This is a genomic window from Candidatus Thiosymbion oneisti (genome assembly GCF_004359955.1).
GTDB lineage: Bacteria > Pseudomonadota > Gammaproteobacteria > Chromatiales > Chromatiaceae > Thiosymbion > Thiosymbion oneisti.
The window spans coordinates 1-13,002 of sequence record NZ_SMSC01000018.1 but is presented as its reverse complement, the minus strand read 5'-3'; the positions used below and the strand labels follow the sequence as shown (position 1 = coordinate 13,002).

The following is a 13,002-nucleotide window of genomic DNA, read 5'->3' as shown; positions in this document are numbered from 1 at the left end:
GATCCCCTCTCCCCAACCCCTCTCCCGGCGGGAGAGGGGCTTGGGGAGAGGGGCTTTCGGGTCTGTGGAAATATTCGTGTCCATTCGTGTTCATCCGTGGTTCTTGTCAACCGCGATTCCGCATCAATGGTCTGAAGCGAAGCCTCGCTAGGTCTGAATCCCCGATGAAGCAGTCGCTTCAGTTCCGGCTCGGTCAGCAGCTGACCATGACCCCGCAATTGCAGCAGGCAATTCGCCTGCTGCAGCTGTCGACCTCGGATCTTCGGCAAGAGATACAGGAGGCCTTGGATTCCAACCTGATGTTGGAGAATACTGAGGAGGTGGAGTGCCTTAATGGATCCGGTCACCTCCGGTCGATGGACGCGACCCTGGAGACGGCAGGCGTCGCTGCCGATTCGGAGCAGGAGATACAACCCGAGAGCATGCCGATCCCCGATGAGCTGCCGGTCGATGTGGAGTGGACCGATCATTACGACAGCGATCTGCCGAGCCGAGGGGCAAGGGCACAAGCGACCAACGAGATCGATATCTTCGCTCGGCACAGCAAGGCGCCGACCCTCCGAGACCACCTGCACTGGCAGCTCAACCTGAGCCGGTTGGATGCAGCGAGTCTGGCCATCGCCACCGCCATCGTCGATGCCATCAACGAGGATGGTTATTTCACCGCGACGCCGGAGGAGCTCCTCGCCACCTTTGACGATGCGGACCTGACGCCGGAGGAGATCGAAATCATACTCCATCGGGTCCAGTCCCTGGACCCGCCCGGGGTGGGGGCGCGCGACCTGCGCGAGTGTCTGCTGATCCAGCTGCGCCACCTCCCGGAAGGGACCAGGATGCGCGGTCCGGCCATCGAGGTCTGCGACCGCTACTTCGAGGCCCTGGCGAAGAACGACATGGAGCAAATCCGGCGCGCGTTGCGACTGTCCGCCCGAGCTATGGACGAGATCACCGATCTGATCCGTTCTCTACACCCACGGCCGGGGACCTTGATTGCGGACCTCGAGCCCCAGTACCTTGTCCCTGACGTCATCGTGCGGAAGCGGAAAACTGCCTGGGTCGTCGAGCTGAATCCGGAAACGGCACCTAAACTTAGAGTGAATCCGGATTATGCCAAGCTGGTCCGACGCGCCGACCGGAGCCAAGACAACCAGTGTCTCAAGAGCCACCTGCAAGAGGCGCGCTGGTTCATCAACAGCCTGGCCAGCCGCAACGATACTGTGTTGAAAGTGGCCTCCAAGATTGTGGAACTGCAACGGGACTTTCTCGAATACGGCGAAGAGGCGATGAAGCCCATGGTACTGCGTGACGTCGCCGAGGCACTGGAGCTGCACGAGTCCACCATCTCTCGGGTGACGACCAACAAGTACATGGGTACCCCCAGGGGTACGTTCGAGTTCAAGTATTTTTTCTCGAGCCACCTGAGCACGGACTCCGGCGGTGAATGTTCATCGACGGCGGTTCGCGCCTGCATCCGCAAGCTGGTTGCCGTGGAGGATCCACACCATCCGCTGAGCGACAACAAGATCGCGACGGTCCTGGCCGAACAAGGCATCAGGGTGGCGCGGCGGACGGTCGCCAAGTACCGGGAGGGTATGGGGGTTCCGTCCTCGAACGAGCGCAGACGTCCGGGTTGACGAGAGCCTCGAGGCCGTGAAGTCTGCGCAAGGGATTGCGGAGGATTAAAGATTTCAGAGCCGGTCTGGCTTACGCGTTTGTAGCGAGGGGTCGAGGCAGATTTTGCGCTCGATTGAGGCGAAAGCTTAAGTCTATTTAACGAACTCGAGCGGGAAATCTGACCGACCGCCTCGATTCCACAGGAGAACAGCCGTATGCCAGACAGGCTCTCACGTCCGCCGCCGGGAGCCGGTTGGCGCTACTTCGGAAACTTCAGGAGTCATACGATGCAAATCAACCTGACGGGTCACCATGTCAATGTCACGGACTCCCTCAAGGGCTATGTGGAGACCAAGTTCGAACGCCTGGCGCGACACTTTGACCACGTCCTCGACATCCATGTCATCCTCAGTGTGGAGAAGCTGCGCCAAAAGGCGGAGGCCACATTGCACGTCAACGGCGCCAAGGTCTTCGCGGACTCGGTCCACGAGGATATGTACGCAGCGATCGATGGGCTCATCGATAAGCTCAATCGTCAGGTCTTGAAGCACAAAGAGAAGAGGCGCGATCACCGGGGCAACGGCCATAGAGCCCTCGACCAGGACCCGGAACGGGTCTAAATGCCTTGCCTGCGGACCCCCTGGACCCACCTCGTCGTCCGCAATCCCCGGCTACGACAGGTCTATCGAACGACTTCATCACCTACCCATCGGGAGCAGCATCCGATGTTTCCTCCCCACCTCATCGTTGCCGACCGCATCGGCAATGACCTGGAGCTGAGCAGCAAAAAGCGTCTCTTGGAGAGGCTCGGCATGCTTCTCGCCAGCATCGACCCGGATTTAAGTCCGGAAGGCGTGTTCGGGCGTCTGTGCGAGCGCGAACGTCTCGGCAGCACCGGGCTCGGTCACGGGGTTGCCCTACCCCACGCCCGTATGCAGGAAGTAACCGAAGCCGTCGGTGCCTTCGTCCAGCTCCGGAAGGGGGTCGCCTTCGACGCCCTCGACAACGGACCGGTCGATCTGGCCTTCGGGTTGTTGGTACCCGAGTCGGTCACCGAGCTGCACCTGCAGCTGCTCGCGCAGTTGGCATCTATGTTCAAGGATCCACGGCTGCGCCAGGACCTGCGCCGGGCTACCTCGGCGGAGCAGATCCTTGCGCTCTTGGAAGGCCAGGAACAGGATCTCCGGAATCAATGACCCAAGTCCAACCCCTCCAAAGACCTGATGGATCGAATCAACCCGCGGTTCAGTCGCACCGGCTGCCGGGACAGCCCGTAACCACAGGACCCGTGCGCGGAGTGGCGGTAAGTCTGAGATGAACGCAAAGAAGCTGATTATTGTCAGTGGACTGTCCGGGTCGGGAAAAAGCATCGCCTTGCATACGCTGGAAGACCTCGGTTATTACTGTATCGACAACCTCCCCCTGTTTCTGCTCAAGGAACTGGTCGCAGGACTGGCGAGGGCGGACAGCGACGCCTTCACCCAAACCGCCGTCGGTATCGACGCCCGTAACCAGCAGCAGCAGCTGGATGGGCTGCCGAGGCTGCTGGAGTTCGTCTGCAACGGACCTTTCGAGCGTCGCGTCCTCTACCTGGAGGCCCAGACGGACACCCTGATCAAACGCTTCAGCGAGACCCGCCGCAAGCATCCCTTGACTGTCCCTGAGCGTCCGTTGGCCGAGGCAATCGAGCTCGAACGCAAGCTGCTCGAACCGATCCTGAGCGATTCCGACCTGCGCATCGACACTACCCACACCAACGTCCATCAGCTGCGGGATCTGGTGCGCGAGTGCCTTCGGGACGGTGCCTCGCCCAAGGTCTCGATTCTGCTCCAAACCTTCGGCTTCAAACACGGCATACCCCAGGACGTGGACTTCGTCTTCGATGTACGCTGTCTGCCCAATCCCCATTGGCAGCCGGAATTGCGCCCGTTGACCGGTCTGGATCCCGCGGTAACCCACTTCTTGGAAGAGTTACCGGAAGTCAGCGCGATGCATGGCGACCTGGCGCGCTTCTTCGACCGCTGGATCCCCCGCTTCGAGGCGGACGGGCGCAGCTATCTGACCGTCGCCGTCGGCTGTACCGGCGGTCAACACCGCTCCGTCTACATCGCCGAGCAGCTCAAAAGCCATTTCGAGGCTGAAGGACGCAAGGTCATGGTCCGCCATCGGGAGTTGTTGTGATCCGCAAGGAGCTCGAGATCCTGAACAAGCTCGGGCTGCACGCCCGCGCCGCCGCTAAGCTGGTCACCTGTGCCGGCGCTTTCGCCAGTCAGGTCCGGTTGGAATGGAAGGGTCAGCAGGTAAACGGCAAGAGCATCATGAATGTGATGATGCTGGCCGCGGCGCAGGGCAGTGTGGTTACACTGCTGATCGAGGGCGAGGACGAGGCCGTCGCTTGTGCCGCCCTGGAGAGGCTCATCGCCGACCGCTTCGGGGAGGACGAATGACCCTCTCCTGTTGTGGCCTCGGCGTCGCCACCACCCGGGCGATCGCGATCGGCCCCGTCTTCATGCTCGACCGGAACCCCCTGAGGATAGCCCCCCGCAGCATCGATCCGGCCACGGTCCCCGGCGAGCTGCAACGGCTCGAAGATGCCCTCGCGGCGGCCCAGGGGGCCCTGCGGACCGTGCGCGACCAGATCCCACACGCAACCCCGGTCAAAGTCGCTGAATTCATCGACTCACACCTGCTCATGCTCGAAGATGCCGCCCTCGTCGATCCGGCGCGGGCATTGATCCGGGAGCGGCTGTTCAGCGCCGAATGGGCATTGGAGCAGCACCGGATGACGTTGGTGAAGGCATTCGAAGATATAGAGGACCCTTATCTACGTGGCCGCCGCGACGACCTAGACCATGTGGTGCAGCACATCCTCGGCTTCCTGCTCGGCGAACGGATCCCGGACTCGGAGGAAGACACCGACCTGAACGGGTGCGTGGTCATCGCCCATGACATCTCCCCCGCGGACACGGTAGTCCTGCGCCAGCGGCGCGTCGCGGCCCTGGTCACCGAGTACGGCAGTCCCCTGTCCCATACCGCCATCCTGGCGCGCAGCCTGAACCTCCCTATGGTAGTCGGGGTGCGCAAGGTTACCAGCTATTTTCGTCCGGGCGAGACGGTGGTGGTCGACGACGAGTCCGGCGTCGTGTTGGCAGACGTCGACGCGGACATCCTGGCGCATTACCGGCAGCGCATACGGGTACTCGATGAACGCCGAGCCCACCTCCGGCGCCTGGTCAGAGAGCCCTCGCTCAGCGCCGACGGAACCCCGGTAAGTCTGCTGGGCAATCTCGAGCTCCCGGAAGATACGGTAGCCATCCGAGCCAACGGAGCGGCCGGGGTTGGCCTCTACCGGACCGAGTTCCTCTACATGAACCGGGACCGTCCGCCGGACGAGGAGGAGCATCTGGCGGCCTATCTGGAGGTCATCCGCGGACTCGAAGGCACCCCGGTCACGATACGGACCCTGGACCTGGGGGCGGACAAACAGGTGGACGGCGACTCGGCCACCTGTCCACTGGCCTGTAATCCCGCCCTGGGTCTGCGTGCCATCCGCCTGTGCCTCAAGCAGCCCGAGCTGTTTCGTCCCCAGCTGCGCGCGATCCTACGCGCCTCCGCCTTCGGCCCGGTGCGTCTGATGATCCCTATGTTGTCCCACATCCGGGAGCTCGATGCGGTCCTCGCACTCATCGAGCAGGTCGGTCGGGAGCTCGACCGCGAGGGGCTGGCCTTCGATCCGCACATGCCGGTAGGCGGCATGATCGAAGTACCGGCGGCCGCCCTTTCCGCGCCGGCATTCACCCACCGGCTGGATTTTCTCTCCATCGGCACCAACGACCTCATCCAATACACCCTGGCCATTGACCGTATGGACGACACTGTCAGCTACCTTTACGATCCCCTGCACCCGGCGATACTCCGTCTCATCCGCATGACGATCGAGGCCGGACGGGCCCACGGTATCCCCGTATCCATGTGCGGCGAAATGGCGGGAACCCCCCGCTATGTGCCCCTGCTGCTGGGACTTGGCCTGCGTGAGTTCAGTATGCAGCCGGGCTCGCTGCTGGAGATCAAGGAACGCGTACGCGGTTCTCATATCCCCCACCTGGAGCGCGCAACCGGGGAGCTGTTCGCCCATCTGGACGATCATGAGCCGGAACAGTTCGCGCAGGCCATCGAGCGCATCTGCTCCTGACCTGCCATGCCCGTCCGCTGACATCGTAGAGTGGCGAGTGGAACGAACCGTATCACCGGAAATGGAAAATTTGTCCGCCTAGTGACTATTGCGCGTTTCTATGTTCCAGCATAGCCTGCCACAGTTGGCATAACACCGCTCTGGCTTGAATATAATCACGTGGATTTGACAATGGCCAACCATCAACCTTCACCGAGCAAGGGAAGGGCAGCATACGAACACGATGTTTTCCCCCCGACCAAAGACGACATCGACCAAATCATGCATCGCATTCGAGAAGAGGTCGCGTTCGAGCACTCGAGTCGGGCTCAGGTAACCCCAGGAGCAATGGCGGAATCGGCCCCCTCACCGATACCGGCGGCCGGCGTTGAGCCCTTTGCCGAGTGGCCCTCCGGGCCACCGGGGAATCGGGTGGAAGATTTCCTCCTCGCCGATGATGAGGCGTTTCTTGAAAACGCTTATCGACGCATCCTGAACCGGGATCTCGACCACGGGGGGCGGGAACGATTCCTTGCCAAGTTGAAAGCAAAGCAGATCTCCAAGCTGGAGGTGCTGGCACACTTGAGATACTCCCCGGAAGGGAGGGCGAACGGGGTCCCGATTCGAGGTGGGCTTGCCGTTCGGGGGTTGATGAAGGCGGTCTTTCGAGTACCGATTCTGGGCTACTTACCGGCGCTCTTGATTCATCTGATCAGGCTTCCGGTAGCTGTGGCCAATCAGGAGCGGACGACGGAGGACCTGTGGCAGGCGATTAACGAGAATAGGGAAATTGTTAACAAGAAAGTCGACAATGAAAATTTTTGGGATGTCGTCAATGGGAAGGCCGATAATGGGCGGCTTGCGGAGCTCGAATCAAAGCTTGCAGCGCTTGCATCGGAGCAGGCCAGGTTGCTCCATAAATATCAGGACCAGAAACGGACCCTGCTCGATTCCCAGCGACGGTTGAATCTGCTGCTCGAGGAGGCCCGCAAACGGTTGCCCGAACCCTTCGACCGGGAACAGGTCGCCACGCTGGCCGCGGCGGCGGATCATTGGCTAGATGCGCACTATGTCAGCTTCGAGGATGCCTTCCGGGGGACGCGCGTGGAGATCAAGCAACGCGCCGAGGTCTACCTGGAGCTGATTCGTGCGGCCGGCGCCGGAACCGAGGAGCGCCCCGTGATCGATCTGGGATGCGGTCGGGGCGAGCTGTTGGAGCTACTGAAAGACCATGCTCTGGTGGCGCGTGGCATCGATCTGAATCAGCTGCTCGTCGAGGAATGCCGGGATACTGGATTCGAGGTTATCGAAGCGGATGCGATGGACTACCTACGCAAGCTGCACCAGGCATCGATAGGGGCCATTACCGGCCTGCATCTCATCGAACATATTCCCTTCAACCAGCTCGTGCAACTCCTGGATGAGTGTCTGCGGGTACTCAAGCCCGGTGGCCTGGTGGCCTTCGAGACGCCGAATCCGGAGAATCTCCGGGTCGGGGCCTGCCACTTCTACTTCGATCCGACCCACCTGCATCCCCTACCCCCGCTCATGTCCCAGTTTCTGCTCGAAGCCAGGGGCTATGTTGCGGTCGAGATCAAGCGACTTTCCGAACACCGCTCAGTAGAATCCTTGCCGCTCTCGCCTGCGGAAACGCCCGATGCTCAAGCCCTGAACCGGGTCATCGAGTTTCTCAATGCAAACTTCGCGGCTGCCCCCGATTATGCCGTGGTCGGATACAAAGCCTAAGGATGAAAATCGCCATCTTGGCAACGGCTTCCGTGACAGGGGAACAGGGGGGTGCAGAGCGTTTCTACCCGGGGCTTAGCAACGCTCTGATCGAGGCAGGCGCAAATGCCGAAATCGTGTCCATAGTTAGCGATGAGAGGGACTTTCGTCACATCCAGGAGTCTTACCTCCGTTTCTATGACTTGGACCTTACCGGCCACGATGCCGTGATCTCTACCAAGGCGCCGGGATACGTCGTGCGGCATCCGAATCATCTGTGCTACCTGCAGCACACCATGCGCGTCTTCTACGACTTGTTCAATGTTACGTATCCGCTGCCTACTCGAAAGCACATCCGACGCCGGAAGTTCATTCACAACCTGGATACGCTGGCGCTTCGATCACCAAGGACACGGCGTATCTTCACCATCGGCCATGAGGTAAGTCGGAGACTCAAGACCTTCAATGGTCTCGATTCGGAGGTGCTCTATCAGGCAACCACGATAAAAGGATTCCGGCAGGGAGATTACCGGTACGTTTTCCTACCCGGCCGCCTGAGTCGGTGGAAGCGAGGCGATCTGGTCATCAAGGCCATGCGCCACGTCCGCTCGCCGGTGGAGCTCCTCATCTCCGGCACCGGGGAGAAGGAGGTGGCCTGGAAGTCGTTGGCGAGTAAGAATCCGAGAATTCGTTTTCTCGGCAGGGTCTCCGACGAGGAATTGCTTGCGCTCTACGCCGATGCGTTGTGCGTGGCCTTCGTTCCGTTGCACGAGGACTTCGGGCTGATAACGCTCGAGGCATTTCATAGCCACAAACCCGTGATTACCTGTTCGGATTCCGGCGAACCAGCGCGAATCGTGGAGCACGGGAAAAGTGGTTTCGTTTGCGCCCCCAATCCCAGGCGCATTGCCAAGCACATCGATTTTCTTGCTGCCGACCCGGCAGTGTCTAAGCGTATGGGCCAACGGGGTGCGGAATCGATCCAAGGTATCAGTTGGGAGCATGTGGCCACTACCCTGATGGATGCGCTCGAAGCGGGGATTGAGCGCGTTAAGAGGCCATCAATTCGAAGATTCCCGAAACACCACACCAGCTAGGTCACCTAAGTGACGCCAAGCGATTTTCGGTAGTTACGAAGACAGCATGACTATTTGGATAAACGTTACCACATCCGTAGGTCACAAGCAGCCGCCGGTCGGTGTCGTTCGGGTTGAGCACAATATCGCCTGGGCTCTCCGGGAAGCGCTCGGTGAAGAGCAGGTACGGTATTGCGTGTGGAAAGCAGGACGAGGTGATTTTGTCGAGATCCCTGCCGCCTCCGTTAGAGCAAGCTTGACGAAGAAGCCCTCTCCTGACAGACCTTGGTGTATAAGGCCGTCGCGTTCCTCGGAACATCAGATTGCACCCATCCGATTCAGCGCGCCCCTTGCTAGCATCCGGACGAACCTTCGGTCTCTCGCCAGAGGTTCGCCGTGCTTGGTCGCCGGAATAAGACGCCTCGTCGAAGTGGGACGCAGTATACAGAGAGGCTTGGGAAAATGGGCTTTTCGCACGCGCATGGGCCTGGGGCGATGGTTGGCGACCTCAGGGGGATACGTCTGTAACGTTCTGAGACCGGGGGACGTTCTGGTTATCCTCGGTATTGAGTGGGATATCAGCTTTGTCCTCCAGGAATTAAAGAACCGTGTCGGTATCCGAATTATCGGCTGTTGCCACGATCTAGGCCCGATCAAATATCCTCAGTATTGTCTTCGTTACGCCGCCAAGCAGTTTCCGAGGTATCTGATGGAGTTAGTAGCAGGGTGTGATGCGATTGCCTGTGTGTCGGAATGCACCTTGCGGGATTTGCGCGCAGAGATCGAGAGACTCGGCATACCGGTGCCGCGGCTCTTTACTATCCGCCTCGGAGCAGATCTGCCCATGGCTGCCGGGTCGCCCTCCGACCTGATCTCGAGCCTGACAGAACGGCCCTACGTACTGTTCGTGTCCACCATCGAACGACGCAAGAACCATGAGGTGCTCTATCGGGCCTTCCATCGCCTTGCCGAGATCCATGGTCGGGACAGGCTACCGCGCATGGTCTTTGTCGGGTCACCCGGCTGGGGTGTGAACGATCTCCTTAACGACATCAAGCTGGATCCGGTAACCAAAGGCATCATTGTTCAGTTGCATCAGGTATCGGACCATGACCTTTGCGTCCTGTACCAAAAGGCGCTGTTCTGCGTCTTTCCTTCCCTCTACGAGGGTTGGGGCCTTCCGGTCGCGGAGGCCCTGGGTTTCGGAACGCCGGTAATCTGTTCGGATCGCGGCTCGCTGCCGGAGGTGGGGGGGGATCTGGTCGAGTATCTGGATCCTTGGGATCTGCCCGCTTGGGTCCGTGCCATCGAGCGGCTTTGGCTCGATGGGGATTACAGAAGACGTTTAGCGGACCGCATTGCCAGGGAGTATCGAATGGAAGACTGGTCGGCGGCCGGAACAAAAATCGGACGGATTGCGTCGAGGCTCGAAGCCGGAACGGAGCTGTGCAAACCGATCCGAACGTGCCGTAACCCCGACAAAAACCTTTTCAATCCATAGATTACGCGGATTTTCACAGATTGTTCCGCGGCCAAAATCCGCAACTTCATTTACAACGGCCAGCGGCTGGTAGTTGACGATCGGTGGCCGGTAGCAACTTAATATACGCTATATACGCTTACCCTGGAATCCCGGCACGACATCAGGTATCCTTTTAAGTTTTACGCTACTCTTTGGCTCGAAACTTTTCATGCTAGGCACCAAAGTACCTAGATCGCCGTCCTGGTTCGCTGTTCAACGCCTTTATACAACCTGTCCGGGCCAGTTCCGTAACGCCCTGGCCGACATTTCCAATGGCTGGGGGCACCGGTCGCTCTGGATGACGATCGGGTTACACACTATTCGACAGACTTATCGGCGGTCATTCATCGGACCCTTCTGGATAACCATCTCGATGGGCGTGATGGTCGCCGCCATCGGTGTACTCTACGGCCAAATCTTCAAGATCGAAGTCCGGGAGTACCTTCCCTATCTGGCCGCGGGTTTTTTCTCCTGGGGGCTCATATCGAGCTTGGTGAATGAAGGATGTCAGACCTTCAACGGTGCCGAAAATCTCATCAAGCAACTCAATGCTCCATTATCCACTCACGCCTATCGCGTGGTCTGGAGCAACTTCCTCACAGCGATGCATACCATCTGGGTCTTCGTGGCCGTGGCCCTGGTGTTCCCGGTCGCGGTCGGGTGGTCTTGGTTGCTCGCGGTGCTCGGGATCGCCCTGATTCTGCTCAACGGACTCTGGGTTGCCCTACTGCTGGGATTACTGAGTGCCCGCTTCAGAGACATTCCCATGATTGTAGGGAGTATCGTGCAGGTATTTTTTTTCATGACACCCATCTTCTGGCAGGTGGATATGCTTCCCGGCCGCAGCGTGCTCCTGGATGGGAATCCCTTCTACCATTTCGTCACCGTTGTACGCAGCCCCCTGTTGGGCCAGGTTCCGGCCTTCGAGCATTGGATCGTCATCTTTGTGGTAACCATCGTCGGCTGGACCCTTACCTTGCTCGCCTATACCGCCTATCGGTGGCGAATCGCATACTGGGTCTAGGGGAAAGCGATGGCTTCTATCCACCTGAATAAGGTGGCGGTATCTTTCCCCATCTATGACGCAAGCAGTCGCTCATTGAAGAAGCGCCTCATCCGGACCGGCACGGGCGGACGCATTCAATCTCAGCCCGGTTCGGGCAAGGTATCGGTAGTAAAGGCGCTGGATGATGTGAGCCTGTCGTTCCGAGATGGGGATTATGTCGGGCTGATTGGGCACAATGGATCGGGAAAGACCACGCTGCTGCGGGTGCTGGCCGGAATCTATGAACCCAGTGCCGGAACTGTCGAGATCCAAGGCCATGCAGTGCCCCTCTTCGATGTGGCCTTGGGGATGGACCAGGAGAGTACCGGTTACGAGAACATCGTGATGCGAGGCCTGTTTCTGGGTCTGACCCATCAGCAAATCAAGCAACGCGTGGACGACATCGTCGAGTTCACCGAGCTGGGGGACTTTTTGAACCTGCCGATACGGACCTATTCCGCCGGTATGCGCATGCGCCTGGCGTTTGCCGTGTCCACATCGATCGTGCCGGATATCCTGTTATTGGACGAAGGGATCGGGGCGGGTGATGCGGCGTTTCTGGAAAAGGCAAACAAGCGTCTGGATGCATTCACAGGGAAAGCGGCGATCATCGTACTGGCGTCGCATTCGGAACCTCTGGTGAGGAAAATATGCAGAACCTGCGTCTTGATGGAGCACGGGAAGGTGCTTCGCGTGGGAGAGACCGATGCAATCCTGGAGTATTATAAGGACCGATCGGGGGGGGCTTAGGACCTGTTGATATTCAGCAATCCTGAATGATTTGGCGCTGTCTGGAGGACCGGACGAGTTGCGTTACGACGCCCAAAGTCAGGTAGGTTGGGCAAAACCCGTAGGATGTGGTGAGCAGTGGCCCCAGAGACGGGGCCACAGCGAACCGCATCAATGGATGGCCCGAGCTCAAAGAGAAAACTACGAATCACGCGAATCCTCGCAGATCGATTCGTGCCGATTCGCCTGATTCGTAGCTTCCCTTTCGATGCGGTTCGCTGCCTGCCAGCCCTGTCCCTGGAATGGTAGGTAGATGCTCACCGCGCCTAACATAAATCGCACACAGATCGCTTGACATTTCACATCACGGCGCGAGGAGTACTCGTGAATTACCAGCCAGCTATACTAGAAACGAATATAAACAGCCAATACTTAACACGTGATAGAAGGCAACGGTACCTTTCAATATCCTTAGTAGTGATTCTAATCAGTCTTATAGTTGGTTGCTCAACCAGAGAAGGTGCAGTCAAGACTTACATTCAAGGAGTAACAGTTGGGGCGGTTGGGGGTAGCCTTGCGGCCCTAGCTTTGGATATGGGAGTAATCGAGGGTGCTGCGATTGGAACCGCACTTGGTCTTCTTTTCAGTCATAATATTAATGAGAATCTGGACCAACATATATCTGCAAAGAACGAGCTAAACGCGCAAATTGTACATCTTCGCGAAGAGAACCACAAAATCCTTGCATTTAATAGACATCTTCGAGGCGAAGCGGCCAAGTTAGAAAGAGAAATAGTGAAGTACGATCGTGGTATTAGAGAGTTAAATCAGGTTATACAAGCTAACCTTCACGAGTTGAATAGGGTCGTTAATAAAGAAATACCAAAACTACTCGCCGAGGTCTCTGACGGCCAAGAACAAATTCAACGAGAGTTAAAGCGCGCGGAGTCTGTTGGCGCAGATCAACACACACGGCACCTGATTAATCTTCAAGACTCACTAACTAATACAGAGCTTGAGCTTGATAAAATTCGGTCGCTCGCTTACGAGTATGCGGAGCGCGTGAGTCATGCGTAGATTTAAGATCAGGCTTGCTCTGCTCGGTTTTGCAATCCTTGTA

General features: G+C 58.5%; 12 protein-coding genes. All 12 read left to right on the top strand.

What is annotated here, in order from left to right; genetic code table 11:
• The first annotated feature begins 164 nt into the window (after positions 1–164).
• The 12 genes from E1958_RS11710 (at position 165) to E1958_RS11655 (ending at position 12,959) form a co-directional block, all read left to right on the top strand.
• Complete coding sequence (locus E1958_RS11710) at positions 165–1,634, top strand: RNA polymerase factor sigma-54 (protein ID WP_133512041.1); 1,470 nt, start codon at positions 165–167, stop codon at positions 1,632–1,634.
• Between the two features lie 267 nt (positions 1,635–1,901).
• Complete coding sequence (gene hpf / locus E1958_RS11705; protein WP_133512040.1) at positions 1,902–2,234, top strand: ribosome hibernation-promoting factor, HPF/YfiA family; 333 nt, start codon at positions 1,902–1,904, stop codon at positions 2,232–2,234.
• Positions 2,235–2,339: 105 nt separating this feature from the next.
• Complete coding sequence (locus E1958_RS11700; protein WP_089724149.1) at positions 2,340–2,810, top strand: PTS sugar transporter subunit IIA; 471 nt, start codon at positions 2,340–2,342, stop codon at positions 2,808–2,810.
• A 118-nt stretch (positions 2,811–2,928) separates the two neighbouring features.
• On the top strand, positions 2,929–3,795 hold the full coding sequence (rapZ, locus tag E1958_RS11695) for an RNase adapter RapZ (protein WP_133512039.1): 867 nt from the start codon (positions 2,929–2,931) through the stop codon (positions 3,793–3,795).
• Positions 3,792–4,061, top strand: coding sequence for an HPr family phosphocarrier protein (locus tag E1958_RS11690; protein ID WP_133512038.1), 270 nt, complete (start codon positions 3,792–3,794; stop codon positions 4,059–4,061). Before rapZ ends, E1958_RS11690 begins: the two co-directional genes overlap by 4 nt.
• Positions 4,058–5,806, top strand: coding sequence for a phosphoenolpyruvate--protein phosphotransferase (ptsP, locus tag E1958_RS11685; RefSeq protein ID WP_133512037.1), 1,749 nt, complete (start codon positions 4,058–4,060; stop codon positions 5,804–5,806). Before E1958_RS11690 ends, ptsP begins: the two co-directional genes overlap by 4 nt.
• A gap of 171 nt (positions 5,807–5,977) precedes the next feature.
• Entirely contained in the window at positions 5,978–7,531 is a 1,554-nt protein-coding gene (locus E1958_RS11680; RefSeq protein WP_133512036.1) for a class I SAM-dependent methyltransferase, read from the top strand.
• A 2-nt stretch (positions 7,532–7,533) separates the two neighbouring features.
• Positions 7,534–8,607 (top strand): glycosyltransferase family 4 protein, encoded by a 1,074-nt coding sequence (locus E1958_RS11675; protein ID WP_133512035.1) that lies wholly within the window; start codon positions 7,534–7,536, stop codon positions 8,605–8,607.
• Positions 8,608–9,295: 688 nt separating this feature from the next.
• Positions 9,296–10,087: a glycosyltransferase family 4 protein gene (locus E1958_RS20300; protein ID WP_165741790.1), complete on the top strand. Its 792-nt coding sequence runs from the start codon at positions 9,296–9,298 to the stop codon at positions 10,085–10,087.
• 319 nt (positions 10,088–10,406) lie between these two features.
• Positions 10,407–11,132 (top strand): ABC transporter permease, encoded by a 726-nt coding sequence (locus tag E1958_RS11665; RefSeq protein WP_165741792.1) that lies wholly within the window; start codon positions 10,407–10,409, stop codon positions 11,130–11,132.
• Positions 11,133–11,141: 9 nt separating this feature from the next.
• Positions 11,142–11,903 carry an ABC transporter ATP-binding protein gene (locus E1958_RS11660; RefSeq protein ID WP_133512032.1) on the top strand — a complete coding sequence of 254 codons (762 nt, stop codon included), beginning with the start codon at positions 11,142–11,144 and terminating at the stop codon, positions 11,901–11,903.
• Between the two features lie 363 nt (positions 11,904–12,266).
• Entirely contained in the window at positions 12,267–12,959 is a 693-nt protein-coding gene (locus E1958_RS11655) for a hypothetical protein (RefSeq protein ID WP_133512031.1), read from the top strand.
• Positions 12,960–13,002: the final 43 nt, after the last annotated feature.

Bases quoted from the DNA above. Each gene is read 5' to 3' on its own strand.
- E1958_RS11710 (WP_133512041.1), top strand. From the start codon at position 165: ATGAAGCAGTCGCTTCAGTTCCGGCTCGGTCAGCAGCTGACCATGACC.
- hpf (WP_133512040.1), top strand. From the start codon at position 1,902: ATGCAAATCAACCTGACGGGTCACCATGTCAATGTCACGGACTCCCTC.
- E1958_RS11700 (WP_089724149.1), top strand. From the start codon at position 2,340: ATGTTTCCTCCCCACCTCATCGTTGCCGACCGCATCGGCAATGACCTG.
- rapZ (WP_133512039.1), top strand. From the start codon at position 2,929: ATGAACGCAAAGAAGCTGATTATTGTCAGTGGACTGTCCGGGTCGGGA.
- ptsP (WP_133512037.1), top strand. From the start codon at position 4,058: ATGACCCTCTCCTGTTGTGGCCTCGGCGTCGCCACCACCCGGGCGATC.
- E1958_RS11680 (WP_133512036.1), top strand. From the start codon at position 5,978: ATGGCCAACCATCAACCTTCACCGAGCAAGGGAAGGGCAGCATACGAA.
- E1958_RS11675 (WP_133512035.1), top strand. From the start codon at position 7,534: ATGAAAATCGCCATCTTGGCAACGGCTTCCGTGACAGGGGAACAGGGG.
- E1958_RS20300 (WP_165741790.1), top strand. From the start codon at position 9,296: ATGGAGTTAGTAGCAGGGTGTGATGCGATTGCCTGTGTGTCGGAATGC.
- E1958_RS11665 (WP_165741792.1), top strand. From the start codon at position 10,407: ATGACGATCGGGTTACACACTATTCGACAGACTTATCGGCGGTCATTC.
- E1958_RS11660 (WP_133512032.1), top strand. From the start codon at position 11,142: ATGGCTTCTATCCACCTGAATAAGGTGGCGGTATCTTTCCCCATCTAT.